Source organism: Actinoallomurus vinaceus (genome assembly GCF_039542055.1).
Classification (GTDB): domain Bacteria; phylum Actinomycetota; class Actinomycetes; order Streptosporangiales; family Streptosporangiaceae; genus Actinoallomurus; species Actinoallomurus vinaceus.
Map to the genome: position 1 here is coordinate 69,499 of NZ_BAABHK010000003.1, position 26,067 is coordinate 95,565.

Genomic DNA, 26,067 nt, shown 5'->3' on the forward strand with positions numbered 1-26,067 from the left:
TGCCTCGCAAGGCGGAGGAGGGAGTCAGCCCGGTGTTGGCTGGCGACTCCTCCCGGGGTCCCCGCGGAAACGCGGAGGTCGGCGAAGCCGTCTCTGCGCGTTTCCGTGGGGTGGGGGCGACAACGCGGCGAGGCGCCGCCTGGACGCCGCGCAGTAGGACAGCGGGACTTCGAGACAGGCCCTAGTGCTCAGTCGTGATCCAGCCGGGCGAGCCGCGCGCGCACTTCGGCGAAGTGCGCGCGCATCGCCGCCTCGACGGCGGCGCGATCGCCGTCGATGACCGCTGTATAGATGTCGCGATGGATGCGGGCGACGTCGGCCGGGGTCTCGTCCGGCGCGCCCAGGTCGTCGCGGATCTGGTGGTAGACCTCCCAGAACGCGCCGAGGAGCCGGCCGACGAGCGGGTTGCCGAGGGGCTGGTAGAGCAGGTCGTGGAAGAGCCGGTCGGTCTCCGGTGAGACGGCCCCCACCTGCGCCTCGGCCTCCATCCGCTCGATGACGTCACGGACGGGCGCGAGGAGCTCGGCCGGATCCGTGCCGTCGCGCTCGTCGATCAGCCGCTGCGCCAGGCCGTTCTCCAGCACCTCGCGGATCTCGATCAGGTTGCGCAGGGCGTCGCGCGGCCCGATGCGGGTGTGGAAGGTGAGCTCGTCGACCAGGCCGCCGAGCGACAGCCGTCCCACGAACATCCCGAAGCCGTGCCGGATGTCGACGATGCCGACGGCCTGGAGGGCCTTGAGCGCCTCGCGGACCGAGTTGCGGCTGATGCCCAGCTCCTCGATCAGCTCCGACTCGGTCGGCAGCGGATCTCCCGGCATGAGGCCCCGGCGCACGATGATGTCCTTGACCGCCTCCTGCACTTCCACCGCCCGCGTCGGCCGACCACCGCGCGGGCCGGGAATCCGGCCGCGGCGCCGGGCCGGGGGGTTCCCGGCGGTCTGCGGATCATCGCGAAACATCAAGGACATCTCCTGGTCATTCGGGCTTGACCGGGCGCGGGCTGGACCCTAGCCTCCACCCTACTGGACGTGGGATGTAGGACGTCCAATCTGCCCGTGACGGAGACGAGCGTTACCCCCGATACGAAATGTAGGAGGCACCGTGAGCGCCCCGGTTCCCTTCAGCCGCCGTGACTTTCTGCGCTACAGCGGGACGGTGAGCGCCGCAGCGGCCGTCTCCGCCGCCCTGTCGGCCTGCAGCGGGCCCGCATCGACGAGCTCGACCGGGTCGAGCGGGTCCAAGGACCTCGTCACCGCCGTCATCGGCTACGGCAACGACCAGACCTGGGACCCGACCATGACCGCGTCGGCGTTCGCGATGGCCGGCAACAACCACATCTACGAGGGCCTGGTCGACACCGACCCGATCACGCGCGAGCCGTACCCCGCGCTGGCCACCGCGCTGCCCGCCGACAAGTCCGCGACCACGTGGAAGTTCACGCTGCGCCAGGGCGCCAAGTGGCACGACGGGCAGCCGGTCACCGTCGACGACGTGCTGTTCACCTTCGACCGCATCCTGGACACGAAGGCCCAGACGCTCACCTACAACTTCTTCGCGGCCTGGCTGAAGGAGGTGCGGAAGGTCGACGACACCAGCGTCGAGCTGGTCTTCAAGTTCCCCTTCCCGGACGCGCTCCCCCGCCTCACGATCGCGAAGATCATGCCGAAGCACGTCTTCGGCCAGCCGGGCGGCTGGGACGCGGCCAAGAACGGCAAGGCGGTCGGCTCGGGCCCGTACAAGATGGTCCAGCACAACCCGAAGTCGAACACGATGTTCGAGGCGTTCGCGGATTACAACGGCCAGCGCAAGGCCGCGATCAAGAAGATGAACTGGCTGTCCATCGTCGACGCCGCCGCCCGCGTCGCCAAGATCTCCGGCGGTTCGGCCGAGGCGCAGATCTCCGACAACGTGCCGTACGCCAACATCGACCAGCTGCGCAAGAGCGGGCTGACCGTCGAGGGCGGCAAGGGCATGAACCACATGTTCTTGATGTTCAACACCGCCAAGAAGCCGTTCGACGACATCCGAGTCCGGCAGGCGCTGTTCTACGCGATCGACACCCAGAAGATGATCGAGGTGGCGCTGAAGGGGCACGGCACCCCGGCCACGAGCTTCCTCAACGAGCAGAACCCCTCGTACGCCCGCGCCAAGACCGTCTACTCCTACGACCCGGAGAAGGCCAAGTCGCTGCTCAAGGCGGCCGGCGTCACGAACCTCACGATCAACCTGATGGCGGTCAACGTCAGCTGGATCGCCGACTGCCTGCCGACGATCGCCAACTCCTGGAACGCCATCGGCATCAAGACGACGCTCGCGCCGCAGGACACCAGCGCGCTGTTCACCAAGATGGACCAGTCGCAGGACTACCAGGTGGTCGCGGCGGCCTCGAACCCGAACCAGTTCGGTCTCGACGCCGACCTCATCCTCCGCTACAACTTCACGCCCGGCGGCAACTGGATGAAGTACACCAAGTGGGACAGCAGCGCGGACGCGAAGAAGGTGTTCGCGAAGATGGACGAGGCCACCGCCGAGCCGGACCAGCAGAAGAAGCTCCAGCTCACCCACGACTACATCGACATCATCGCCGAGCAGGCCGTGCTCTACCCGGTCGTGCACACCGAGCTGATGACCGCCTGGAACACCAAGAAGCTCACCGGCGTGCGGCCGCAGGCCTACCCCGGCATCAACCTGCTGCAGGCCAAGCGCGTCTGACCGCTGAGACGGCGGCGGGGCATGCCCCCGGTCCCCGCCGCCGTTTCCGCTCCGCCCCTTCGACCCGACTCTTCCCAGGAGGCACCCGGTGGCAGTGATCGCCAGAATGCTGGTGCGCCGCGTCCTGCTCCTGATCCCGCTGTTGCTGGGCGTCGTCCTGTTCGTCTTCCTCATCATGCGGTTCTCCGACAACAAGCCGGAGTACGCCTACTTCGAGGGCTCGAACCCGACGCCCGCGCAGGTCCACCAGTTCAAGGTGGAGAACGGCCTGCTGGATCCGCTGCCCGTCCGGTACGTGCGGTTCGTCGGCCAGCTGGTGCGGGGCGACATGGGCACGAGCGTGCTGACGAAGGCGCCCGTGCGCGACTCGGTGGCGACCGCCCTGCCGCTGACGGTGCAGCTCACCGTGCTCGGCATACTGATCGCCGTCGTGCTGTCGCTGATCTTCGGGATCACCGGGGCCATCTTCCGGGACCGCTGGCCCGACCAGCTCGTCCGGATCGTGTCGCTGGTCGGCGTCGCGGCCCCGGCGTTCTGGATCGCGCTGCTGCTGATCCAGTACCTGGCGGTCGAGCGCGGGTGGTTCCCGACCAGCGGCTACGTCAACCCCGCCGACTCCTTCACCGGCTGGCTGAAGTCGCTGACGCTGCCCGCGCTGTCCCTGTCGCTGCCGCAGGCCGCCTACCTGACGAGGATCATCCGCACGTCGATGGTCGAGGAGCTCGACAAGGACTACGTGCGGACCGCCATCGGCAGCGGCCTGCCGCCGATCGTCGTCGTCGGCCGCAACGTCCTGCGCAACGCGCTGGTCAACCCGCTGACCGTCCTGGGCCTGCGGGTCGGCTACCTGCTCGGCGGCGCGGTGGTCATCGAGACCATCTACTCGCTGCCCGGCATGGGCCAGCTCATGATCACCGCGGTGCGCAACGGTGACCCGGCCGTGGTCCAGGGCGTCGTCCTCACGATCGCGACCGGGTTCGTGGTGGTGAACCTCGTCGTCGACGTCCTCTACCTGCTCGTCAACCCCCGACTCAGGAGCGCCGCCTGATGCGCAACGGCCTGGCGAAACGACTGTCCCAGGGAGGCGTCGGCTTCCGGCGGCTGGGCGTGCCCTCGTGGATCGCCCTGGGCGTGGTCCTGGTGATCGCCCTCGCCGCCGTCTTCGCCCCGGTGCTGGCACCCCACTCCCCGTACGTCCAGGAGGCGGCGGGCGGCGGCCCCAGCGGGTCGCACTGGATGGGCCTGGACAGTTCCAACCGCGACATCTTCGCCCGGCTGCTGTACGGCGCGCGGTGGTCCCTCGTCATCGGCCTGGGCGCCACCGCGATCGCCCTCGTCGCCGGCGCGCTGCTCGGCTCCGTCGCGGCGACCTCGCGCCGGGCGATCGACGAGACGATCATGCGCGTCCTCGACGTGGTCATGGCGTTCCCGGGCATCGCGCTCGCCGCCGTGCTGGTCGCGGTGTTCGGCGGCAGCATCCCGGTGCTGGTGCTGGCCCTGGCCTTCCTCTACACACCGCCGGTGGCGCGGGTCGTCCGCGGCAACGTCCTGGCGCAGTACGGCGAGGACTACGTCGCGGCCGAGCGGGTCATCGGCGCCCGCACCCCGCACATCCTGCTCCGGCACGTCGCCATCAACTGCGCCGCGCCGATCCTGGTCTTCTGCACCGTGATGATCGCCGACGTCATCGTCTTCGAGGCGTCGCTGTCGTTCATCGGCGCGGGCGTACGGCCGCCGGACCCGTCGTGGGGCAGCGTCATCGCCGACGGCAAGAACATGGTGCTGCTGGGCGGCTGGTGGGCCACCGTCTTCCCCGGCCTGGTCATCCTCGGCACCGTGCTCGCGCTGAACATCCTCGCCGAGGGCATCTCCGACGCCTGGGCCACGCCGTCCGCACGTGTTCGCCACCCCCATGGCTTCGCCCCACCGCCCCCGGGCCGCGACGGGGCCTCCGGAAAGAAGGACGACGTCGACGCGCTCGAGCAGGCCACGCCGGGGTCCGGGGAGGTCACCCCGCTGCCCGGCCTCGCCGAGGCGGCCGCGCGCCTGGCCGAGCGGGCCCGGCCCCTGCCCGAGGGCGAGCCGGTCCTGGCGGTGGAGAACCTCGCCATCGGCTTCGACGACCAGCACGACGGAGTGGACATCGTCGACGGGATCTCCTTCGAGGTACGGCCCGGGGAGGTGCTCGGCCTCGTCGGCGAGTCCGGCAGCGGCAAGTCGCTGACCGCGCTGACCGTCATGGGCCTGCAGCCGCGCGGCGCGCGGGTGCGCGGGCAGGTCCGGTTCGACCACAAGGACCTCCTCGCCCTCGGCCGGTCGGCCCGGCGGCGGCTCCTCGGCCACGACATGGCGATGATCTACCAGGACGCGCTGTCGTCACTGAACCCGTCCATGACCATCAAGGCGCAGCTCAAGCAGGTCGTCCGGCGCGGCGGCCGGCGCAGCCCGGCGGAGCTGCTGGAGCTGGTGGGCCTGGACCCGGCGCGCACGCTCCGGTCGTACCCGCACGAGCTGTCCGGCGGGCAGCGGCAGCGGGTGCTCATCGCGATGGCCCTGTCCCGCGACCCGAAACTGATCATCGCGGACGAGCCGACGACGGCCCTGGACGTCACCGTGCAGGCGCAGGTCATCCAGCTGCTGCTGCGGCTGCGCGAGGAGCTGGGCTTCGCCCTCATTCTCGTCTCGCACGACCTGGCCCTGGTCGCCGACATCACCGACCGGGTCGTCGTGATGTACGGCGGGCAGATCGTCGAGACCGGCGTGACCTCCGCCCTGGTCGGCGCGCCCGCGCACCACTACACCCGGGGCCTGCTCGGGTCGGTGCTGTCCCTGGAGTCCGGGGCCGAGCGCCTCACCCAGATCCGCGGCGTGGTGCCCTCCCCCGCCGACTTCCCGGCCGGCTGCCGGTTCTCCGACCGGTGCCCGATGGCGACCGAGGTCTGCCGCACGGAGACACCCCGCCTCGACGGCCAGGGACTCCGTCACTCGGCCGCCTGCCACCACCCGGCGATCGATCTCGCCGGCTCCATGTCCGCCGCCGGCACGGGCACCCCGCCCGCCGGCCCCGAGGAGGCACGTTGACCGCCGACGAGACCCTCGCCGAACTCTCCGACGTCCACGTGGTGTTCAAGGCGCGCTCCGGCGGCCTGTTCACCCGCGACCGCGTCTACGCGCTGACCGGGGCGGACCTGACCGTCCGCCCCGGCGAGACGGTGGGCGTCGTGGGCGAGTCCGGTTGCGGCAAGTCCACCCTCGCCAAGGTCCTCGTCGGCCTGCAGCGGCCCACGTCCGGCGCGGTCGCCTTCGGCGGCAAGGACATCTGGTCGATGTCCGCGTCCGAGCGCCGCACGGCGATCGGGTCGACGACCGGCATGGTCTTCCAGGACCCGTCGACCGCGCTGAACCGCCGGCTGCCGGTCCGGCGGATCCTGCGCGACCCGCTCGACGTGCACCGCGTGGGCACCGCCCGCGAACGCGAGGACCGCGTCCGTGAGCTGATCGACCTCGTGGGCCTTCCGGGGAGCGTGGCCGACCTGCTGCCCGGCCAGATCTCCGGCGGGCAGCGGCAGCGGGTCGCCATCGCCCGGGCCCTGGCGCTGCGGCCGAAGCTGCTGATCGCCGACGAGCCCACCAGCGCCCTGGACGTCTCCGTACGGGCGCAGATCCTCAACCTGCTGCTCGACCTGAAGCAGCGGTTCGACCTCGCCATGCTCTTCGTCTCGCACGACATCCAGACGGTACGGCGGATGAGCGACCGGGTCGTGACGATGTACCTCGGCCGGATCGTCGAGCAGACCCCGGCCGAGGCGGTTCCGGCGCGGGCCCGGCACCCGTACACGCGCGCGCTGTTCTCCGCGACGCCCGGCCTGCTCTCGCCGATCGACCCGATCCCCCTGATCGGGCCGGTGCCGTCGGCGACCCGGCCGCCGAGCGGCTGCCCGTTCCGTACGCGCTGCTGGCGGGCCGACGACGTCTGCGCCGCCGAGATGCCGGCCGCGGAGATCGACGGCGGGGAGCACCTGTTCCGCTGCCACCACCCGGTTCCGGCCGGAGCGACCGACCGTGAACTGATCGGCCAGGCCGGGGAGCGTGACTGATGCCCCCGCCCTCGTTAGACCGTTCCAACCTCTCGCAACGCTCTCGCTCAGTGACTGAAGGGAAATCGATGACCACCGCCACCAAGCTGTCCGGCGTCATCCCCCCGGTGTGCACCCCGCTGACCCCCGAGTACGAGGTCGACACCGCTTCGTTGACGCGGCTGGTGGATCACCTGCTGGACGGCGGGGTCGACGGCCTGTTCGTCCTGGGATCGTCGTCGGAGGTGGCGTTCCTGCCCGACGGGCACCGGAAGGTCGTGCTGGACACCGTGCTGGGCCACGTCGCCGGGCGGGTCCCCGTGCTGGCCGGCGTCATCGACATGACCACACCGCGCGTGCTCGACCACGTGCGGGTCGCGGCCGAGGCGGGCGCCGACGGCCTCGTCGCCACCGCGCCCTTCTACACCCGCACCCATCCCGCCGAGATCGCGCTGCACTTCCGCAAGATCGCCGAGGCGGGTCTCCCGCTGTACGCCTACGACCTGCCGGTGGCCGTGCACAGCAAGCTCGGCTCCGACCTGGTGCTGGAGCTGGCCGCCGAAGGGGTGCTCGCCGGGCTCAAGGACTCCAGCGGCAACGACGCCGGGCTGCGCGAGGTGATCCTCGGCCGCCGGGACCGCGCCGTGCCGTCGTTCTCGGTCCTGACCGGCTCGGAGCTGACGGTCGACTCGGCGCTGGCGATGGGCGCGGACGGCGTCGTCCCCGGCCTGGGCAACGTCGACCCGCACGGGTACGTACGGCTGTTCCGCGCGGCGTCGGCGGGCGACTGGGCGGCGGCCCGTACCGAGCAGGAGCGGCTGTTCCGCCTGTTCGGGCTGGTGAACGCGGGCGGTCCGCACATGGGCCGCGGGTCCTCGGCGCTGGGGGCGTTCAAGGCGGCGCTGCACCTGCGGGGCGTCATCGACCATCCGACCACCGCGCTCCCGCAGATCCCCCTGGGCGACGAGGAGATCGCCGTGGTCGGCAAGTACCTCGCCGAGGCCGCCCTCCTGTAATCGGATCGGTCATTTCGGTCGGCGAATTCGCGCACCGAAATCAGCGGCACCCCCGCCAGAAATAAGAAACGTATAACCGCTTCCCCCAATTGGCGATCTCGAATTATGCGCCGACGTGGGCGGCGAGGCGGAATCGCTCGTCTCCATGCGACCGGGCGGCACGTACCCCCTGGTGGACCGCCATGGGCAAGGTCCTCGTGGCGAACGCCGGCCCGGACGTGCCGCCCGGTCCCGTCCCCGCCTCCTGGCGGCGGGTGAGTGCGCGGATCCGGGGCGAGGGCATCGCAATCCGTGCCGGAAAACGCCGTGCGGTCGGGGCCGGATCGGCCGTCGACCCGGCGCGAGATCCGGCCGTCTGGCCGGACTCGGCCGTACCCCGTCGCTCTATTGTCAATGACCCTTCCGCACTGGAATATAACGGGCAATACAGGCAAACGATCTAGGAGCCGTTGCGGGTTGCTGATCACGAGCCCATCCCGGGCATTCCACGAACTCGATCCGCGCCAGAGGACGAAAATCCAGCCGGAGCGGCATTTCGGTCGACGATCACATCGACCTAAATCATCGGTTCTTTCACCATGGAGATCGGCGATGCCGGAGTTCCTGTTGCCTCCCCCGGGCTAGCAGTCCATCGGCCCTGCTGGAGCCCGACGAAGGACGCGACGGCGCACGCCAGGGCCATGGGATCGACCGGGGGGACGTGCGACGAAGGTGGTCGCGCGGCCGGTGGCCGCCATGCGGCGTCACGACTCGTGCACCCGATCACCGACGTCGGTTCGGGGCCGGAAAGCCATCACGAGAAACGATCGCACGTTCACTGACTCGTTGTCTAACTATTAGCACGATTAACTTGTCGGCAATTCGGGGGTGGCCGAAAAGGACGGTCGACGCTGGAAAGGCTGGATGCGCACGCGGATTTCCGTCGTGCCGATCGCCTTCCAGACGTAACCGATAGGAGGGAAACGTGACAGCTGAGCCGTCTGCTCAGGGCACTCCATCCGGCGAGCTCCCACCGGCAAGGAGAACGGTGGGATCCGTCACCGGGCGGGGGGTGCTGGAGGGCGCGTTCGGACTGTTGGAAGCGGTGCGGGAGGCCCAAGAGGCCGGTCTCACCGCGCTGGCCGCGGAGACCGGCCTGCCGAAGGCGACCACACACCGGCTCTTGGAACAGCTCGTGAGCCTCGGAGCGGTCGAGCGGCACCGCGGCCGCTACCGGATCGGCCCGCGGATGTTCCGCCTCGGGCACGGATGGCAACCGCATCCCCGGCTGCGAGCCGCCGCGCAGGGACCGATCCGCGAGCTCGCCGCCGCCACCGGCGCGTCGGTGGGCGTCTGTGTCCTGCGCGACCACCTCACGATCGTGGTCAGCGGAGTGGGCGGTGAGGCGGAGCCCCTTGTCTCGATGCGACCGGGCAGCACGTATCCCTGGTCGACCGCTGCGGGCAAGGTCCTCATGGCCAACGTCGGTCCTGACGTGCCCCTGGGTCCGCTTCCCGCCTCCTGGCAGCGGGTCAGCGCGCAGATCCGGGAGGACGACATCGCGTTCGACCACGAGGAGGTGATCCCCGGCATCAGCTGTGTGGCCGTGCCGCTCCGCGATCGTTCCGGCGACACGATCGCCGCGCTGTGCGTGGTGGTGACCCGGTCCGGTTCGCTCTCCCGGCTGGCCGACCTGACGCGTCAGGTCGGCCGGTTCGTCGGTGCCGGGCTGGGCGGTCGGTGAGAGGCCCGGCCCGGGCCCGGTGGCGTACGCGCCGCGCGGAAAGGAGGCCGGTGACCGGCCGGACCGTCAGTCCTCGGCGCGTACGGACAACGCGCGGCGGGAGGAGGGCAGCGCCGCGGCCAGCCCGACCGCCGCCATCACGGCCGCGAGGACGAGGCACGAGTGCTGCGAGCCGACCTGGACGATGAGCCATCCGCCGGCGAGCCCGGCGAACAGCGACGGCGTCGCGGTCATCAGGCGCACGGCCGCGAACGTCTGAGCGCGCTCGTGATCCGGGACGAGCGTCATCCAGCGGGCCGTCACCAGGCCCTGCCACAACGGCCAGGCCGCGAACACCAGGGCGTAGACCGCGCCGATCGCGAACCCCTGGCTCACCGACAGCAGCGCGAAGAGTCCGGCGGTGCCCAGCGGCACGGCGATGACGAACACCCGGAGCAGCGACGGCCGGGTGCGCGTGCGCGATCCGACGAGCGCGCCGAGCAGCCCGCCGGCGCTGCCGCAGGCGAGGATCAGCCCCACGTGGACCGACGAGCCGCCACCGCGCTGCGCCAGGACGACGATGACGAGGCGAAGGGCGTTGATGAGGAAGTCGGTCACCGCCACGAAGGCGCCCGTCAACCGGATGAACGGCGTGTTCAGCACGTTGCGCCAGCCCTGGGTCAACGAGCCCCGGTCGAGCGCCCGGCCGGAGCCGGGGTCGGGCCGGCCGAGCGGCGAGCGCATCCGCCGCAGCAGCACGAGGGACACCACGTGGGAGACGGCGTCGGCCGCGAACGGGACCGCGCGCCCGAGGCCGAGCAGCAGACCGCCGAGCGGAGGGCCGGAGAGACCGGCGCCGTACGAGCGCGCCTGGTTCAGGACGAGCGCGCGCGGGAGCCGGTCGCCGTCGGCGACGTACGACACCGCCGCCGTCTCGGCCACGCTGAAGACGCCGTACGCGAGGCCGCTCACGAGGCACATCCCGACCGCGACGAGGAAGGAGAACCGGCCGGTGAGCAGGGTCGCCGTGAAGACGAGCAGCGCGGCCAGGGAGACGGCGTCGCAGGCGATCATGACGGTGCGCCGCGGGTGCCGATCGGCGACGAGGCCGCCGAACAGGTGCGCGACGAGGAAGCCCGCCATCGAGAACGCGCCGGCGACGCCCGCCTTAACTGGGGAGTGAGTCTCGGCGAGCACGAGAAGGGTGAACGCGGTGCCCGACGCGCGGCTGCCGAGGTCGGACAGCGCCTGCCCGACCCAGAGCCGGACGAAGTCGCCGCGCCCCGGCCATTCCGGGCGGGCGGGGCGGGCGCTCGCCGCCCGCCTCCGCGTCGCGGAGCCGCTCACCGCGCCGCTCGCTCCCGGGCCTCTCCGGTGCAGGCGCCCCCGTCGGGGACGGAGGCCCCTCCGAGGAGGGGAGCACCTTCAAGCAGAGCCTTCCCGTCGGCGGGGGCGTTCCCTGCGGCGACGCCACTCCGCTCGGCGCGAGCACCCCGCTCGGCACGGGCACTCCCCTCGGGTGAGGTGCTCTCCTCGGCACGGACGCTCCGCTCGGCGCGAGCACTCCCCTCAGCTGGGGTGCTCGCCTCGGCGCGGGCACGCACCTCGGACGAGGTGCTCACTTCGGCGAAGGCGTCGTCGTCCGGGACGAGGACGCCCTCGGCGAGGAGTGTCCGTACGGCCGCCTCGACCGCGGCGGCCGGCTCCGCGGCGGTGAGCGCCCCGAGCGTTACTCGCTTCCCCGACGCGCCCAGCAGCCGTTCGAGCACGGCCGCGGCCGTGCCGGTGAACCGCAGGACCCGGTCGCCGAGGTGCAGCGTGGTCCCCTCATCGGTCCGGTCCACTCCGGCGATCACCTCGGGGCGGACCGCGACGGCGCCGGGAAGGTCCCGGTCGCCGGGGAGCACGGCCGATATCGGGCGGCTCGGCGCGGGGAGGAATCTGGCCCGCTGCGCGCCCAGCACCCGCGTGGCCAGCTCGCTCACGTCGGCCCGCCCGGCCCACTCGGCGAGGTCTCGGAGCACCGAGCGCACGGCGTCCTCGACGGAGCCCCGGCTCCGGGCGAACCGCGGCGGCAGGTCGTGCCGGAACCGCTCCTCGTCGGTGAGCGCGTCGATCAGCGTCGGAACGATGGAGTACCGGCTGGTCTCCGCGATGCCCACCGTCAGGTGCAGCGACGGCTCGTCGCCGGAGAAGACGTTGTGGATCCAACCACGCGGGATCCACAGCACGTTGCCCGGCTCGAGGACGAACTCGTGGTCCGGGGGCGTCTCCCGCAGCCGGTGCCACTCCTCCGGGGGCAGCACCTGACGGGGCCACGCGTGCCGTTCCAGCGGGAAGGGCAGGAACGGCCGATAGAGCTGCCACGTCTTGCGGCCCTCGGTCTGGACGATGAAGACCGAGTGCGTGTCGTGGTGGTGGTCGAAGCCCTGGGAGCGCCGGGGCGTCAGGTAGGCGTTCGCGTGGACCGGCATGCCGATCTCGTAGGCGAGCCGGCGGCAGGTGTCCGCGATGGGCCGCCAGGTGAAGTGCAGGTCGTTGAGCACGAGGGTCGCGCCGCCCTCGAGCTCCCCGGCGACGAGGGTGAGGTTCGCCAGCTCGCTGATGCCGTTCGGCTGCCCGACCGGCCCGGTCAGGAACCGCTCGCGCGGAAGCCGCGCACCGTCCTTGATCATCTCGATGAACGGGTACCGCAGCGCGTGGTCGCTCAGCAGCCGGTCCACGGCACCGAAGTCGATCAGGGACTGAAGCCGCTCGGGCGGTCGTTTCGACAGGATCGGTTCCGTCGGGAGTGCCGTACGGAACGGTTCGACGTCGTCCACGAGGGTGGCCAGCATCGATGTCTCGTGATCGATCACAGAAGGCTCCAATGGGGTCACGTGTGGGGGCGCGAGAGCGCCGCGGAGACCTGGTCGAGTCCGGTCGGCCGGCCGAGCGCCGTCACTCCCAGCGCGATCTCCTGGTCGGGGTCGCAGCCGAGGGCCTCTTCGATCGCCTCGTCGCGGATCGCGGCGGAGAAGCCGACGCCGAGGCCGAGGGCGGTGGCCAGCAGGTAGACGGTCTGGCTGAGGTGGCCGAGGTCCATCAGGACGATCCGGTACGTCCGCCCCACGCCGTACTTCCAGCGGCTGCGGGCGAGGACCGCCGTGTAGTAAAGGACCGCGGCGGCTCCGCCGATCCACGCCTGGTCGGCCACCGAGTGGACGACCTGGTCGCGCGACCACGCGACGCCGAGGTCCGAGAAACCGCCGCGAACAGGATCGAAGTGGTAGAAGCCCGGCTCGAGCCCGGTGACGTTCAGGGCGTGCACGTACACCTCGATGGGGTGCCGGGCGCCTCCCGACGGGCTGGCCTTGAACACATTCCCGAACAGTTCGTCGTCGGCCGATCGCGGCCGCGTCGGCGACGGCCCGATCGCGGTCCCGACGAGCGTGCTCAGGTCGGCCAGGTCGATCGGCTCGGCGCTGAAGCGGCGGGTGGTCCGCCGGGCGATGAGGACCTCGCCGAGCGATCCGCCGGTGAACGTCCCGGCCGCCGGCCGTGCGGGCGCCGGCACGAACGGGCGGTCGGTGAAGTCGCGGTACGGACCGGGCGGTGGCGAGGCCTGCGCCTTCTCGCGGAGCCGGCGGGCGTCGTCGTCGCCGTCGGCGAAAACGGTGCCGTGATGCATTCGCGTCGCGAAATGGTAATAGCGGGCGGCGGTCCCCCACCCATCCCAGGCGTGGAGCCGGGCTCGCTCGGTCTTACTCTCCGGCGAGTCCTCGGCGATGAGAACGCCCGCGCGCAGCAACTCGGCGACCGAGGACCGCATCCGCTCGGCGTCGGCGGAATCGGCGCACAGCCGCGTCACGCTTTCGACGTCCCGCCATTCACGGAACCATCGGCAGAGCCATTCCGCGTGTTCGGTCAGTTCGTACTGGCGGTGCCGCACATAGTCGTCCCAAACCAGCCGTCCGCCGTCCCAGAACATGGCGGCGTTCTCGGAAACCTTGAGTCTCATCCCGTTCCTTCGGAAAACGCCGGGTCGGCCGCGGAGAACGCACCGGTGACGTACCGCAGAACGGCCTCGGAAACGGAGGCCGAACCGGCGCGGTGCTCGAACCACAGCCAGTCGCCGGTCACGTTCACCTCGAGGAAGACGTAGTCGTCCTCGGTCACGAGCAGGTCGAAGGCGGCGACGCCCAGCCCCCAGGACGCGCAGAGGCCGCGCAGCGCGGCCACGAGCCGGCCCGGAGCCTCGACCGGGGTGACCCGCACGCTCTCCGGATCGGTCCACAGGTCCTCGGCGGACCGCTTGTCGACGCGGAAGGAGACGACCTCGTCGCCGACGATGAAGATCCGCAACTCGTGGTCGGACTCGACGAACTCCTGGACGAGCGCTGGACCGGCCTCCGGCCCGCCCGCCAGCAGATCGGCCCGTGAGACGCGCCGGGGGAACAGGCTGCGCAGCGACCCCGGCTCGGGCTCGAGCCAGTGGCTCCCCAGCGGCTTCAGCACGTAGCCGCCGGACGGGTCGCCCAGCGCCGACAGGCTCCGCCGCGGCTCCGTGGTCAGCACCGTGCGCGGCACCGTCAGCCCGGCCCGGCGGGCGCCGTCGAGCTGCGTCAACCGGTCCAGCTCCCGCGCCGGGCGGTTCACCAGCCGCCAGCCGGGGTTGGCCACGGCCCAGGCGAGGAACGCGTCCCACTGACCGGCGACGTACTCGCCGTGCCCGGCCGGCGCCGGAATCGCGGTCAGGTCGAAGTGCCGCAGCCACATCAGCCGCGGGGCGAACGGCTCGCCCGCCACCGTGATCCGGCCGTCGTCCACCACCGACACGGGGACGTCGACGCAGCGGTCGCCGTCGATCCGCGCCAGCCGTACGCCCTTGGCCGCGAGCTCGAGGGAGAGGGCGTCCATCTCGCGGTCGGCGGCGCGGGTCAGCACCAGGACGCACGGGACCGCCGGCGCGTCCGGGTCCGCCCGGTGCACGCCGAAGTCGAACATGCGCTGCTGAAAATCCATCGTCCGATTCGACAGCGCACATGAATAGGAATTCATGCGCATCAGGAGGGGAAGCGCGGTTTCAACGCCCATCCGTGATTCTCTCAATCAGGTATTCTCGGCCGGAGCGACGGCGGGGCCGTGAGGTGATTCACGTCCCCACCGTCGCGCCCGACCTTCAGGACGGTCAGTTGTCCTTCTTGTCGTGGTTCGGCGAGACGCTCGCGTATTCCCGCGCGTACTCACCGAGAGCGCCACCGTCGGCCGTTCCGGCCAGAACCAGCTTCGCGATCTCCTGCATTCTCAACACCTCCTTTCGGGTAAATCCGTCGACGACTGAATTCCGCCACACGATCGGGAGAATGAGAAGATCCCGGTCCACTGAGCGGACCGGCATAAATCGAAAATCCGATCGGAGCCGGGCGTACGAGCGGGCGATGTCCATCGCGCGAGCCGGTGCGTCCGCGCAGGTCGCGAAGGCATCGGGAAGACAGCGGGAAGGCAGCGGGAAGGCCCTCTCGCCGCAACCCGCCGGTCGGTGGCTCGCGGGCGCCGGCTTCCGCCGGGGAAGGGCGTGGGCGTTGACAGGGGGCGGAGCCAGATCCGATGCTCGCCTCACGAACGCCCGTTCCTCGAGCGCCGTGCCCACTATTCGGGCACGAGAGTGGAGGTCAGAACCGTGTCCGTCGCCCTGCCCCATGACCTGTGCGGCTCCGGGCCGCACCGCGTGATCGCCCTCCACGGCTGGTTCGGTGACCGCGGCGCCTTCCACAAGATCCGGCCGTACCTGAACGGACAGGCGTTCACGTACGCCTTCCCGGACTACCGCGGGTACGGCGAGGCGCGCGGCCTCACCGGCGAGTACACCCTCGCCGAGGTCGCCGCGGACGTCATCGCGCTGGCCGACCGGCTCGGCTGGGAGGAGTTCTCCCTGCTCGGGCACTCGATGGGCGGGGCGGTGATGCAGCGGGTGATGCTGGACGCGCCCGGCCGGGTCCGCAGGCTGGCCGGCGTCTCCCCCGTCCCCGCGTCCGGCGTGCCGTTCGACGAGCAGGGCTGGGCGCTGTTCTCCGGAGCCGCCGACGAGCCCGGCAACCGGCGGGCGATCATCGACCTCACCACCGGGTCGCGCCTTCCGGCTCTCTGGCTGGAGGAGATGGTGGCCTGCTCCCTGAAGAACTCCACGGTCCCGGCCTTCCGCGCCTACCTCGACGCCTGGGCGCGTACGGACTTCCACGTGGAGGTCGTCGGCAATGCCACGCCCGTCCTGGTCATCTCCGGCGGGCACGACCCCGCGCTGTCCGCGGACGTCATGCGGGCGACCTGGCTGGAGTGGTATCCGAACGCCGAGCTGACCGTCTTCGACGACGCCGGCCACTACGCCATGGACGAGACGCCGCTCGCGCTCGTCTCCGCGGTCGAGCGCTTCCTGGCCGCATGACGCCGGGACGAGAGGCCGGGGCGCCCGCGGACCTCGACGTGTTCGACCCGCGTGGCTACGCGCGGGGCGTCCCGCACGAGGCGTACCGTCGCCTGCGCGACGAGGACCCGGTGCGCTGGCAGGAGGAGCACGAGGTCGGCGGCTGGCCGGCCGGGCCCGGGTTCTGGGCCGTGACCCGGCACGCGGACGTCGTCCACGTGCTGCGCACCCCCGCCGAGTACAGCTCCTGGATCGGGGCGACGCAGATCCGCGACCCGGACCCCGCCGACCTGCCGTTCATCCGGCAGATGATGCTGAACCTCGATCCGCCGGAGCACGGCCGGCTGCGGCGCATCGCCGCCAAGGTGTTCACGCCCCGCCGGGTCGAGCGGTTCGCGGCCGACGTCGAGCGGCGTGCCCGCCTCCTCATCGACGGCATCGCCGAACGCGGCGAGTGCGACCTGCCGGTCGATGTCACCGACGACTATCCGATCCGGAATCTCGCGGACCTGCTCGGCGTTCCGGAGGCGGACCGCGGCTGGATCCTGGAGTGGACGAACCGCGTCATCGGCTACCAGGACCCCGAGCACGGCGGCGCCGCCCGCGGTACGGACGGCGCGCCCGTCAACCCACGGTCCCCGGCGGCGCTGCGCGACATGTTCGAGTACGCCCACGCGCTCGCCGCGGTGAAGCGGCGGAATCCGGCGGACGACCTGATGACGGCCCTCGCCACGGCCGAGGTGGACGGCCGGGGCCTGACCGACCCCGAGCTGTCGATGTTCTTCTTCCTCCTGGTGATCGCCGGCAACGACACCGTGCGCTCCGCCCTGCCCGGCGGCGTCATGGCGCTGCTGGACCACCCGGACGAGCACCGGCGCCTCCTCGGCCACCCCGAGCTGCTCGACTCCGCGATCGAGGAGATGCTGCGCTGGCATCCGCCCGTGCTCAGCTTCCGGCGCACCGCCGTACGGGACACCGTGCTCGCCGGACGCCCGATCGCCGCCGGCGACAAGGTGGTGGTGTTCCACGCCTCCGCCAACCGCGACGAGCGGAGCTTCGCCGAGCCGGCGCGGTTCGACATCGCGCGGCGCCCGAACGACCACGTGGCGTTCGGCGACGGCCCGCACGTGTGCCTCGGCGCGCACTTCGCCCGCCTGCAGCTGCGGATCTTCTACCGGGAGTTCCTCTGGCGGCTGCCGGACCTGGAGGCCGCCGGGCCGCCCGGCCGTCTGGTGTCCAACTTCATCGCCGGTATCAAGCACCTGCCCGTCCGCTTCACGCCCGTTCGCCGGAGTGACGCTCGATGACCGACCGACAGCACCACCGCTCAGGACCACCTGGCCGCCCGCGCGCCGGCGCATCCGCGCCGCCGGGGCCGGCCGCCGGGTCGAAGACGATCGACACCGGCCTCCGGCTTCTCGAGATCCTCCGGGAGCATCCCGAGGGGCTGACCATCACCGAGCTCGCCCGCGCCGCCGACGTCCACCGCAACGCCGTGGCCCGGCACCTGACCGCGCTGCGCAACCACCGCCTCGTCACCCGGGCCGGCAACCTCTTCACGCTGGGACTGGGCATCGTCGAACTCGCCGCCGCGGTGCAGCAGCCGCTTCGCACCGCTGCCGCCGCCGGCGCGCTCCAGTCCCTGGCCAACGACTGCCATGCCACGGCCTTCATCGCCGTACGCGACACCGAGGAGGAGGTGGTCGCGCTCGCCGTGGCCGAGCCCCGGGGTTCCGACATCCACATCGCCTACCGTCCGGGCAACCGGCACGCCATCGACCGCGGCGCGCCCGGCATCGCCATCCTCGCGGGCCGCCCGCCCCGCCCGGACGAGCCACCGGTGGTGGAGGACGCCCGCCGCGCCGGCTACTCGGTCACCGCCGGCCAGCTGCAGCCCGGCGCGTGGGGCCTCGCCGCACCGATCATGCCGACGGGGCGGCCCGCCGAGGCCAGCGTCGGCGTCGTGACCATCGGCGCGCAGCAGGAGTCCGCCATCGCCCCACGCGTCCGCGCCGCCGCCACCGAGATCGCCCACCTCCTCTGACCTTCCGAGCGGAGGGTCGGGGCGAGGCTGTCGGGGGTTATCGTGCAGCTCATGCGCTTTGGGATGCTAGGTCCCCTCGCCGTGTGGACCGACGACGGCCGCCCCGTTCCGGTGCCCGGGTTGAAGGTACGGGCGCTGCTGGCCGACCTGCTGGTGCACGCGGGGCGTCCGGTCCCCGCCGACCGGTTGATCGACGACCTCTGGGGCGACCGGCTGCCCGGGAATCCCGCCGGCGCGCTCTCGGCCAAGGTCTCCCAGCTGCGGCGCGTCCTGGAGGACGCCGAGCCGGGCGCGCGGACGCTCGTGGTGTCCCGGCCGGCCGGATATCTCCTCCAGGCCGACGACGACCGGCTGGACGCGCACCGGTTCCGGTCGCTCACCCGCCGGGCCCGCGAGGCCGACGAGCCGGCCGCGACGGCGGCGGCCCTGGCGGACGCCCTGGCCCTGTGGCGGGGCCCGGCGCTCGCCGACTTCGCCGACGAGCCGTTCGCGCAGGCGACCGTCGCCCGGCTGATGGAGCAGTGGCTCACCGCGCTGGAGGACCACGCCGAGGTCCGCCTCACCCTCGGCGAGCACGGCGCGCTGGTCGGCGAGCTCGGCGACCTGCTGACCGCGCATCCGCTTCGGGAGCGGCTGCGGGCCGCGCACATGCGCGCCCTGTACCGCAGCGGGCGGCAGAGCGAGGCCCTCGACAGCTACGACCGGCTGCGCACCGAGCTCGCCGACGAGCTCGGGCTGGATCCGAGTCCGGAGCTGGTCGCCCTGCACCAGGCGATCCTCGAGCACGACCCCGTGCTGGAGGCGCCGGCCGCCGGCGTTCCCGCCCGGCCGCGGACGAACCTGCACGCGCCGGCGACCGATCTGATCGGCCGCGACGACGCCCTCGTCGCGGTCGGTGACCGGCTGGCGACCGACCGGCTGGTGACGCTCACCGGTCCGGGCGGGGTCGGGAAGACGCGGCTGGCGGTCGAGGCCGCCGCCCGGCTGGTGGACGGCTTCCCCGACGGCGCCTGGCTCGTCGAACTGGCGGGCCTCTCCGGGTCTTCGGCGTCGGCGGCCGCCCCGGTGGACGCGGTGATGCGCGTCCTCGACATCCGCGACGCCGCGGGCGAGGGCGCGCTCGTCGCGCCGGTCGACCGCCTCGCCGACGCGCTGTCGGCGCAGCGGCTGCTGCTGGTGCTGGACAACTGCGAGCACCTGATCGAGCCGGTGGCCGAGCTGACGGATCGGCTGCTGCGAGCGGTGCCGGGGCTGCGCGTACTCGCCACGAGCCGGGAGCCGCTCGGGCTGACCGGCGAGGTGGTGTGGAGTGTCCCGCCGCTGGAGATCCCCGCCCGCGCCGACGAGTCGGACCCGGCGGCGCTGGCGCGGTCGAGCGCCGTCCGCCTCTTCGTGGACCGGGCGACGGCCGCCGCGCGCGGGTTCCGGCTCGACGCGGAGACGGCTCCGGCCGTCGCGGTGCTCTGCCGGCGGCTGGACGGCATCCCGCTCGCCCTCGAACTGGCCGCGACGCGGATGCGGGCCCTCGGCGTACACGGCCTGGTGGCCCGGCTGGACGACCGGTTCCGGCTGCTGGCCACCGGCCACCGGGGCGCTCCGCAGCGGCAGCGGACGCTGATGGCGATGATCGACTGGAGCTGGGAGCTGCTGTCCGAACCCGAGCGCACGGTCCTGCGCCGGCTCGCCGTCCAGGCGGACGGGTGCGCGCTGGAGGCCGCCGAGGCCGTCTGCTCCGGAGCCGGCCTGCCGGCGGAGGAGGTGCTCGACCTGCTGGTCCGCCTGGTCGATCGCTCTCTTGTGGCGATGACGGAGCACGGCGACGACGGGCCTCGCTACCGGTTGCTGGAGTCGGTGGCCGCCTACTGCGCGGACCGGCTGGAGGAGGCGGGCGAGTACGAGCCGGTACGCCGCCGGCACCGCCGGTACTACACGGAGCTGGCCGAGCGCGCAGAGCCGCACCTGTACGGGCACGACCAGGCCCGGTGGCTGAGCGTCCTGGACACCGAGGCGGCCAACCTGCGGACGGCGCTCGACGGCGCGGTGGCCGACGGCGACGCCGAGTCGGCGCTGCGGCTGGTGAACGCCCAGGCCTGGTCCTGGTTCCTGCGCGGCCGCCTGGCCGAGGCACGGCGATCCCTCGAGGCGGCCCTCGCGCTCGGCGCCGGCCCGGCGCACACCCACGAGCAGACTCTCGGACGCGGCGGTGGCCCAGGACACGCCCCCGAGCACACCCTCGGGCACGACCGTGGCCCAGGGCACCCTCCCGAGCACACCCTCGGGCACGACGGTGATCCGACGTCCGACCGAGAACGGGCCCGGCACCGTGCGACGGTCCCCGCACCCGGCGATGCCCCAACGCACACCCCCGAGCAGGCTCTCGGGCACGACGGTGATCCGGCACGCGCCCCAGAGCAGGCCCGGCATCCTGCCACGGCCCTCGCACCGGACGATGGCCCGGCGTACACCCCCGAGCGGGCCCGGCGCCGTGCTGCGGCCCTGGCCTGGCGCGCCGGCATGGCCCTCCTGCAGGGTGACCACACCGACTGGGCCGCCCGCCGGCAGGCGGCGTTGCGGCTGTTCGAGGACGCCGAGGCGCCGGCCGCGCTGGCACGCGCCCAGTGGTTCCTGGCCTTCACCGCAGGCGAGGTCGAGGACCCGGCCGCCGGCGCGGAACTGCTCGACCAGGCTCTCAAGGGATTCGACGCGGTCGGCGACCGGTGGGGCCGCGCCGCCGTCCTCATCCTCCGGGCCAAGTACGCGCATGCCCATGGGGAACCCGCCCTGCTGGAGAGCGAGGGCGAGCGGGCGGCGCGCCTGTTCGCCGAGGTCGGTGACCGCTGGGGACAGTTGCAGGCCACCGAGTGGCTCGGCGCCCTGGCGGAGCTGACCGGCGACCACGAACGCGCCGACCGCCTCCAGCGCCGGGGGCTGGCCGCGGCCGAGGAGCTCCGGCTCTGGCCCGACGTCGCCATGCGGCTGGCCTGGCTCGGCTGGAGCGCGATGATGCGCCGCGCGTACCCGTCGGCACGGGAGTACGGCGAGCGGGCGCTGCGGCTCGCCGTGGAACAGGGTCACCAGCCGGCCGTCGTGTTCGCCCGGATCACCGTGGGTCTCACCGCGCTGCGCGAGGGCGATCTGGACGTCGCCGAGGAGCACCTGGAGACGCTACTGCGGGCGGTGCCCCGGGACACAGAGGCCATGCCGCCGCTGCACCTGCCGCTCCTGCAGGTGGGCCTCGGTCACGTGGCCGAGCGTCGCGGGGACGCCACCACGGCGCTGGCGTTCCACCGGGACGCCCTTGCCGCCGCGCTCCGGATGGAGGCCCCCCGCGACACGGCCGGCGCCCTGGAAGGCGTCGCCGGCGCACTCGGCCTCGCCGGTCATCCCACCCCGGCCGCCCGCCTCCTGGGCACGGCGGCCGCGCTGCGCCGGTCGTCCGGCCTGGCCGCCGGCCCCGTCGAGCGCGACGACATCGACCGCGCCACGGCCCGGATCCACGCCGCGCTGCCGGAGGCGGCGTTCGCCGCCGCGTACGACGAGGGCGGTTCCACGTCAGCGGCCGACTGCCTCAAGGAGATCGCCCGGCTGACCGCCGCCGGACGGCCCTGATGCGGCCTGCGCGTACGCCGCCCGGAGTCCACGGCTCACCGGGTCGGTTCCCGTCGACCGCCCGGTCCCAGCCCACTGCGTGGTTACCGCTCACCGTCCGGCTCTCGGCTCACCGGGTGAGCGCGCTCGCACGGGCCGGGTGCCGCGCCACGCCGGGCCAGGGTGCTGCCGACCACGCAGGCCAGGGTGCCGTGCCTCACACCGTCCGTGATTCGCCCCTCCGACCGGCCAGGGTGTCGCGGCTCGTCGGCCGGGGCGGCCGCGCGGTCCCGGCACCGGTGTGTGGTCGGCGTCGGCCGGGGTTCGACGCCGAACAGCCGACGGCGCGGGCTTGCTGTCCGCACCACCGACAGCCGTCGCCGCGCGACACCGCGTCGCAGCCGGACGCCGCAGTCGGCGGCGCGCCCCCAGGTGCCGCGGCTCGCCGGTCAAGGTGCGGTGGCTCACGCCGTCCGGGGTTCGGCGGTCCGGGTGGCCTGGCCGAGCAGCGCGAGCGCGCGGGCCGTCTCGGTGGCGGTGAAGGGCAGTCCTGGCCGGTGCAGCCGGATCCGGTCCCCCGACGGGGCGGTCAGGGAGAGGGTCTCGCGGCCGTCGTGGGCACCGGTGTCGGGGGCGAGGCGGGCGTCCAGCAGTGCCGCGAGGGCGACCGGCAGCCGGTCCGGATCCTCGCCGGCCCAGGATGCCAGCAGGAGGGCGCGGGTGACCGGGTCGACCAGTTCGCGCATGGTGGCCGGGCGGGCCCGTACCGACCGGCCGCCCGCCGCGGTCAGCGCGTCGACCAGTGTCTCGGCCCGTACGGGCTCCGGAACCTGCACGTGGAGTTCGTCGACGGTGCCGTCGGTGTCGGATTGGGTGCTGAGCGACATGATGTTGCCGCCGATCGCGGCGGTCGCGGCGGCCAGCGCCGCCAGCTGTCCCGGGGTCTCCCGCACCCGCGCCCGTACGCGCCACAGGCGGGCGGCCGGGACCACGGTCTCCGGCGCGGGCCGGGGTTCGGACGAGTGAGGCCGGTGGTGGTCGTGCCGGTGGGTGAGCCAGATGTGCGCCGACACGATCGCGCACAGGACGCCACCGAGCGCGATCAGCATCAGCGCGCCGGACTCGCGGTGGCCCAGCGCCGTGGAGAACAGGTGGGCGATTCCCGCGGCCACGAACAGCGCCGCGAACTCGACGGCCTCGCGCCGCCAGGCTCGCCTGCCGTGGCCGTGGGGCACGCCGACGCGGTCGATCGAGCGGCCTTTCCTGAGCTTCAGTCCCATGCCGACCACTCTGCGAAGCCCGCGTTGCGTCGCGTGATCGCCGCTGTGACGTCGGAGTAACCGGAAGCGCCTTTTTGTATACACACCGAAAAACCCGGCGAAATGCGACCTACCGGCTCCGGTGACACGGGCACCGACCGTGTCTTACCGTGGGCGTCAGTAGCTCCGCTGAGCGTCGATCCTGGGGGCGGTGGCCATGGCGTACGGTGCGGACCTCGCGCGGCTCGACTTCTGGGCGCGTCCTCCGGACGACCGTCATCAGGTGTTCGCGAAGCTGCGGGCCGCCGACGAGCCGGTGTTCGTCGAGTATCCCCGCCCCGGACAGCCGGTGGACGGCTTCTACGCCCTCACCCGCCACGCGGAGATCCTCGAGGTCAGCCGGAACCCGCAGGTCTTCAGCTCCGAGCCGACCTCGACGAGCCTCGACGACCCGCCGTCCGTGCTGCGCGACTACGTCGGTTCCATGATCAGCCTGGACGATCCGCGGCACGCGCGGCTGCGCCGCATCGTCTCGCGCGCCTTCACGCCCAGGATGATCAAAAAGTTCGAGGACGACGTCTCCCTGATCGCCGCCCAGATCGTCGACCGCCTGGCCGAACGCGGCCCCTGCGACTTCGTCACCGAGGTGGCGATGCCGCTGCCGCTCACGATCATCTGCGCGATGATGGGGATCCCGGAGTCGGCGTACGGCGACGTCATCGAGGCGACCAACGTCATCATCGCGATGGGCGACCCCGACTACGTGGGGCCCGACGGGCAGGACCGCGCCTCGGTCCTCATCGAGAAGTTCTCCTTCCTGCACGCCCTGATGGGCGAGCTCGCCCAGGCCCGGCGCGCGCACCCGTCCGACGACCTGGTCACCGCCCTCGTCCACGCCGACGTCGAGGGAGAGTCGCTGACCGAGCGCGAGCTGGGGAAGTTCTTCGGGCTCCTCGTGGTCGCCGGCAACGAGACGACCCGCACCGCGCTGTCCCACGCGCTCGCGCTGTTCACCGACCACCCCGACCAGCGGACGCTGCTCCTGGACGACCTGGAGACCCGCCTGCCCACGGCCGTCGAGGAGGTCGTCCGGTACGCCACGCCGGTCACCTGGATGCGGCGCACCGTCACCGGTGACGTCGAGCTCCTCGGGCACACCTACCGGGCCGGGGACCGCGTCGTCCTCTACTACAACTCGGCCAACCGGGACGAGGCCGTCTTCGACCGCCCCGACGTCTTCGACATCACCCGTACGCCCAATCCGCACGTCGGGTTCGGCGGGCCGGGCCCCCACTTCTGCCTCGGCGCGCACCTGGCCCGGCGTGAGATCACGGTCCTGCTGCGGGAACTGTTCACCCGGCTTCCCGGGATCCACGCCACCGCCGCGCCCGTACGGCAGCGCACGAGCTTCGTGAACGGGATCAGCCGGCTGCCCTGCGCCTTCTGACCTGAACGTGACTTTGATTCATGTTCACCGTTAGCCTTCGGTCTCATGGCGGATGCGGACCTGGAACGGCTGCGTCGCTCGGTGGCCGCGGCATGCCACGGCCTCGCCCGTGAAGGGCTGCTGATCGGCACGGCGGGCAACGTGAGCGCGCGCTCGGGCGATCGCATCGCCATCTCCGCGACCGGCGTCGTCCTCGGGCACGCCACCCTGGACGAGATGACCGTGGTGGATCCGGACGGCGGCGTGGTCGCCGGAGATCTGGAGCCGAGCTCCGAGCTCGAGCTGCACCTGGGCGTCTACGAGCGGTACGGCGCGGGCGCGGTGGTGCACACGCACTCGCCGCAGGCCACCGCGCTGTCCCTGGTGCTGGACGAGCTCCCGTGCGTGCACTACCAGCAGCTCCAGATCGGCGGATCCGTACGGGTCGCGCCGTTCGCCGTCTTCGGCACCCCGGAACTCGCGGAGCTCGTGCTGACGGCACTGGAGGGCAGGTCGGCGGCTCTCCTGGCCAACCACGGGGCGATCGCGCACGGCCCGACGCTGGACAAGGCGGTGGAGAACGCGCTGTTGCTCGAGTGGGCGTGCGGCGTCTACCTGCGCGCCGCCACGATCGGCACGCCCCGGGCGCTGAGCACCGACGAGCAGGCCGCCGTCATCACGGCGGCGCTGAGCCGCGGCTACGGCCGGACCCGGCGGATCGACAAGGAGAACGCCCGATGACGCAGACGATCATCACCCTCGGCGCGCACGTGTTCGACGTGCAGGTCCGCCCGGTCGAGGTCATCCCGGAGGGGCAGGGCGCGGCGCTCGTCGATCAGATCCGCTTCGGCCCGGCGGGAACGGCCGCGGGAACCGCGGTCACCCTGGCCAAGCTCGGTGCGACGGTCCGCACCGCCGGGGCGGTCGGCGCCGACCCGATCGGCGACCTGCTGCTGACCATGCTCGCCCGGCACGGGATCGACACCTCGCTGGTGGTGCGCCGCGACACCGTGCAGACCTCGGCGTCGGTGCTGCCGATCCGACCGGACGGCAGCAGGCCCGCCTTCCACGTCCTGGGCGCGAACATCGCCTACGGCGGCGACGACGCCCCGTACGCCGACATCGCCGCCGCCACCCACCTCCACCTGGGCGGGCCCGAACTCATGGGCGGCGAGAGCGCGGCGAAGATCCTCGCCGCCGCGCGGTCGGCCGGCGTGGTCACCTCCGCCGACCTGCTCGCGCCCGGCGATCCCGGCATCCTCGACTCGATCGCGCCCGCGCTGCCGTACCTGGACCACCTGCTGCCCAACGACGAACAGGTCCTCGGCCTCACCGGTGCCGCCACCCTCGAGGACGGCGCCCGCGCGCTGCTGGACCGGGGCGTCGGCTGTGTCGCGGTCACCCGGGGCGCCCGCGGCGCACTGGTGATGACCGCCGACGAGACGCTCGAAGTACCGGCGTTCGCCGTCGAGGTCGTCGACACCACCGGCTGCGGCGACGCGTTCTCGGCCGGGTTCCTCCGCGGCGTCGGCCTCGGCCGCCCGCTGCGGGAGGCCGCCGTCCTCGGCTGCGCGGCGGCGGCGCTGGTGGCCCAGGGGCTCGGCAGCGACCACGGCGAGTTCGACCTCGCCGCGGCCGACGCGTTCGCGGCGCACGCCCGCCCCTTGGGCATGCGCTGACACGCGCCGCACCGATGGCGGGATGACCGCGGCCGGTATCGTCCGCGCCTTCTGACGTCCGATCCGGCAGGGCCGCCCTACCGGCGCAGACGGTTTCCTATATTCCAAAGTTTCACTAATCTGTGAATTGGATGTAAGTTCTGAACCGCTGTTGCCGTTGGC

19 protein-coding genes are annotated in these 26,067 nt (G+C 72.4%); 13 read left to right on the forward strand and 6 right to left on the reverse strand.

Features of this window, described 5'->3' with window-relative positions; translation table 11 throughout:
• Positions 1 to 188: 188 nt before the first annotated feature.
• Complete coding sequence (locus ABEA24_RS11490) at positions 189 to 959, reverse strand: FadR/GntR family transcriptional regulator (RefSeq protein WP_345431425.1); 771 nt, start codon at positions 957 to 959, stop codon at positions 189 to 191.
• 142 nt (positions 960 to 1,101) lie between these two features.
• Here ABEA24_RS11490 and ABEA24_RS11495 point away from each other — a divergent pair, with 142 nt between their 5' ends.
• The 6 genes from ABEA24_RS11495 (at position 1,102) to ABEA24_RS11520 (ending at position 9,527) form a co-directional block, all read left to right on the forward strand.
• Complete coding sequence (locus ABEA24_RS11495) at positions 1,102 to 2,712, forward strand: ABC transporter substrate-binding protein (RefSeq protein WP_345430715.1); 1,611 nt, start codon at positions 1,102 to 1,104, stop codon at positions 2,710 to 2,712.
• 88 nt (positions 2,713 to 2,800) lie between these two features.
• Positions 2,801 to 3,760, forward strand: a complete 960-nt coding sequence (locus tag ABEA24_RS11500) for an ABC transporter permease (RefSeq protein ID WP_345430716.1) — start codon at positions 2,801 to 2,803, stop codon at positions 3,758 to 3,760.
• Positions 3,760 to 5,793, forward strand: coding sequence for a dipeptide/oligopeptide/nickel ABC transporter permease/ATP-binding protein (locus ABEA24_RS11505; RefSeq protein WP_345430717.1), 2,034 nt, complete (start codon positions 3,760 to 3,762; stop codon positions 5,791 to 5,793). The genes ABEA24_RS11500 and ABEA24_RS11505 overlap by 1 nt, the downstream gene beginning before the upstream one ends.
• Positions 5,790 to 6,809 carry an oligopeptide/dipeptide ABC transporter ATP-binding protein gene (locus ABEA24_RS11510; protein ID WP_345430719.1) on the forward strand — a complete coding sequence of 340 codons (1,020 nt, stop codon included), beginning with the start codon at positions 5,790 to 5,792 and terminating at the stop codon, positions 6,807 to 6,809. Before ABEA24_RS11505 ends, ABEA24_RS11510 begins: the two co-directional genes overlap by 4 nt.
• A 68-nt stretch (positions 6,810 to 6,877) precedes the next feature.
• On the forward strand, positions 6,878 to 7,804 hold the full coding sequence (locus ABEA24_RS11515; RefSeq protein ID WP_345430720.1) for a dihydrodipicolinate synthase family protein: 927 nt from the start codon (positions 6,878 to 6,880) through the stop codon (positions 7,802 to 7,804).
• 1,027 nt (positions 7,805 to 8,831) lie between these two features.
• Positions 8,832 to 9,527: an IclR family transcriptional regulator gene (locus ABEA24_RS11520; RefSeq protein ID WP_345430721.1), complete on the forward strand. Its 696-nt coding sequence runs from the start codon at positions 8,832 to 8,834 to the stop codon at positions 9,525 to 9,527.
• Between the two features lie 66 nt (positions 9,528 to 9,593).
• Here ABEA24_RS11520 and ABEA24_RS11525 read toward each other — a convergent pair whose 3' ends face one another.
• From ABEA24_RS11525 to ABEA24_RS11540, 4 genes are read right to left on the reverse strand one after another with little or no spacing between them, the layout of a single operon-like run.
• Positions 9,594 to 10,853: an MFS transporter gene (locus ABEA24_RS11525; RefSeq protein WP_345430722.1), complete on the reverse strand. Its 1,260-nt coding sequence runs from the start codon at positions 10,851 to 10,853 to the stop codon at positions 9,594 to 9,596.
• Positions 10,850 to 12,364: a JmjC domain-containing protein gene (locus ABEA24_RS11530; protein ID WP_345430723.1), complete on the reverse strand. Its 1,515-nt coding sequence runs from the start codon at positions 12,362 to 12,364 to the stop codon at positions 10,850 to 10,852. Before ABEA24_RS11530 ends, ABEA24_RS11525 begins: the two co-directional genes overlap by 4 nt.
• A 17-nt stretch (positions 12,365 to 12,381) precedes the next feature.
• The gene (locus ABEA24_RS11535; protein WP_345430724.1) at positions 12,382 to 13,506 is read right to left on the reverse strand and encodes a SagB/ThcOx family dehydrogenase; all 1,125 of its coding nucleotides are present in this window, start codon (positions 13,504 to 13,506) and stop codon (positions 12,382 to 12,384) included.
• Positions 13,503 to 14,510, reverse strand: a complete 1,008-nt coding sequence (locus ABEA24_RS11540; RefSeq protein ID WP_345430726.1) for an ATP-grasp domain-containing protein — start codon at positions 14,508 to 14,510, stop codon at positions 13,503 to 13,505. The genes ABEA24_RS11535 and ABEA24_RS11540 overlap by 4 nt, the downstream gene beginning before the upstream one ends.
• A gap of 658 nt (positions 14,511 to 15,168) precedes the next feature.
• Here ABEA24_RS11540 and ABEA24_RS11545 point away from each other — a divergent pair.
• From ABEA24_RS11545 to ABEA24_RS11560, 4 genes are read left to right on the forward strand one after another with little or no spacing between them, the layout of a single operon-like run.
• A complete protein-coding gene (locus ABEA24_RS11545; protein ID WP_345430727.1) occupies positions 15,169 to 15,930 on the forward strand; it encodes an alpha/beta fold hydrolase in 762 nt (253 codons plus the stop codon).
• Positions 15,927 to 17,216, forward strand: coding sequence for a cytochrome P450 (locus ABEA24_RS11550; RefSeq protein WP_345430728.1), 1,290 nt, complete (start codon positions 15,927 to 15,929; stop codon positions 17,214 to 17,216). The genes ABEA24_RS11545 and ABEA24_RS11550 overlap by 4 nt, the downstream gene beginning before the upstream one ends.
• Positions 17,213 to 17,953: an IclR family transcriptional regulator gene (locus ABEA24_RS11555; RefSeq protein ID WP_345430729.1), complete on the forward strand. Its 741-nt coding sequence runs from the start codon at positions 17,213 to 17,215 to the stop codon at positions 17,951 to 17,953. The genes ABEA24_RS11550 and ABEA24_RS11555 overlap by 4 nt, the downstream gene beginning before the upstream one ends.
• A gap of 51 nt (positions 17,954 to 18,004) precedes the next feature.
• Complete coding sequence (locus ABEA24_RS11560; RefSeq protein ID WP_345430730.1) at positions 18,005 to 21,562, forward strand: AfsR/SARP family transcriptional regulator; 3,558 nt, start codon at positions 18,005 to 18,007, stop codon at positions 21,560 to 21,562.
• A gap of 443 nt (positions 21,563 to 22,005) precedes the next feature.
• Here ABEA24_RS11560 and ABEA24_RS11565 read toward each other — a convergent pair whose 3' ends face one another.
• Positions 22,006 to 22,821 carry a hypothetical protein gene (locus tag ABEA24_RS11565; RefSeq protein WP_345430731.1) on the reverse strand — a complete coding sequence of 272 codons (816 nt, stop codon included), beginning with the start codon at positions 22,819 to 22,821 and terminating at the stop codon, positions 22,006 to 22,008.
• Positions 22,822 to 23,017: 196 nt separating this feature from the next.
• On the opposite strand from ABEA24_RS11565, the gene ABEA24_RS11570 reads away from it, so the two are divergent.
• From ABEA24_RS11570 to ABEA24_RS11580, 3 genes are read left to right on the forward strand one after another with little or no spacing between them, the layout of a single operon-like run.
• On the forward strand, positions 23,018 to 24,247 hold the full coding sequence (locus ABEA24_RS11570) for a cytochrome P450 (RefSeq protein ID WP_345431426.1): 1,230 nt from the start codon (positions 23,018 to 23,020) through the stop codon (positions 24,245 to 24,247).
• A 45-nt stretch (positions 24,248 to 24,292) separates the two neighbouring features.
• A complete protein-coding gene (locus ABEA24_RS11575; RefSeq protein WP_345430732.1) occupies positions 24,293 to 24,967 on the forward strand; it encodes a class II aldolase/adducin family protein in 675 nt (224 codons plus the stop codon).
• Complete coding sequence (locus tag ABEA24_RS11580; RefSeq protein ID WP_345430733.1) at positions 24,964 to 25,905, forward strand: carbohydrate kinase family protein; 942 nt, start codon at positions 24,964 to 24,966, stop codon at positions 25,903 to 25,905. Before ABEA24_RS11575 ends, ABEA24_RS11580 begins: the two co-directional genes overlap by 4 nt.
• Positions 25,906 to 26,067: the final 162 nt, after the last annotated feature.

Excerpts from the sequence above, each read along its gene's own strand:
- ABEA24_RS11515 (WP_345430720.1), top strand. The coding sequence starts at position 6,878 with ATGACCACCGCCACCAAGCTGTCCGGCGTCATCCCCCCGGTGTGCACC.
- ABEA24_RS11575 (WP_345430732.1), top strand. The coding sequence starts at position 24,293 with ATGGCGGATGCGGACCTGGAACGGCTGCGTCGCTCGGTGGCCGCGGCA.
- ABEA24_RS11535 (WP_345430724.1), bottom strand. The coding sequence starts at position 13,506 with ATGAGACTCAAGGTTTCCGAGAACGCCGCCATGTTCTGGGACGGCGGA.
- ABEA24_RS11565 (WP_345430731.1), bottom strand. The coding sequence starts at position 22,821 with ATGGGACTGAAGCTCAGGAAAGGCCGCTCGATCGACCGCGTCGGCGTG.
- ABEA24_RS11580 (WP_345430733.1), top strand. The coding sequence starts at position 24,964 with ATGACGCAGACGATCATCACCCTCGGCGCGCACGTGTTCGACGTGCAG.
- ABEA24_RS11555 (WP_345430729.1), top strand. The coding sequence starts at position 17,213 with ATGACCGACCGACAGCACCACCGCTCAGGACCACCTGGCCGCCCGCGC.
- ABEA24_RS11490 (WP_345431425.1), bottom strand. The coding sequence starts at position 959 with ATGTTTCGCGATGATCCGCAGACCGCCGGGAACCCCCCGGCCCGGCGC.
- ABEA24_RS11560 (WP_345430730.1), top strand. The coding sequence starts at position 18,005 with ATGCGCTTTGGGATGCTAGGTCCCCTCGCCGTGTGGACCGACGACGGC.
- ABEA24_RS11505 (WP_345430717.1), top strand. The coding sequence starts at position 3,760 with ATGCGCAACGGCCTGGCGAAACGACTGTCCCAGGGAGGCGTCGGCTTC.
- ABEA24_RS11550 (WP_345430728.1), top strand. The coding sequence starts at position 15,927 with ATGACGCCGGGACGAGAGGCCGGGGCGCCCGCGGACCTCGACGTGTTC.
- ABEA24_RS11540 (WP_345430726.1), bottom strand. The coding sequence starts at position 14,510 with ATGGATTTTCAGCAGCGCATGTTCGACTTCGGCGTGCACCGGGCGGAC.
- ABEA24_RS11570 (WP_345431426.1), top strand. The coding sequence starts at position 23,018 with ATGGCGTACGGTGCGGACCTCGCGCGGCTCGACTTCTGGGCGCGTCCT.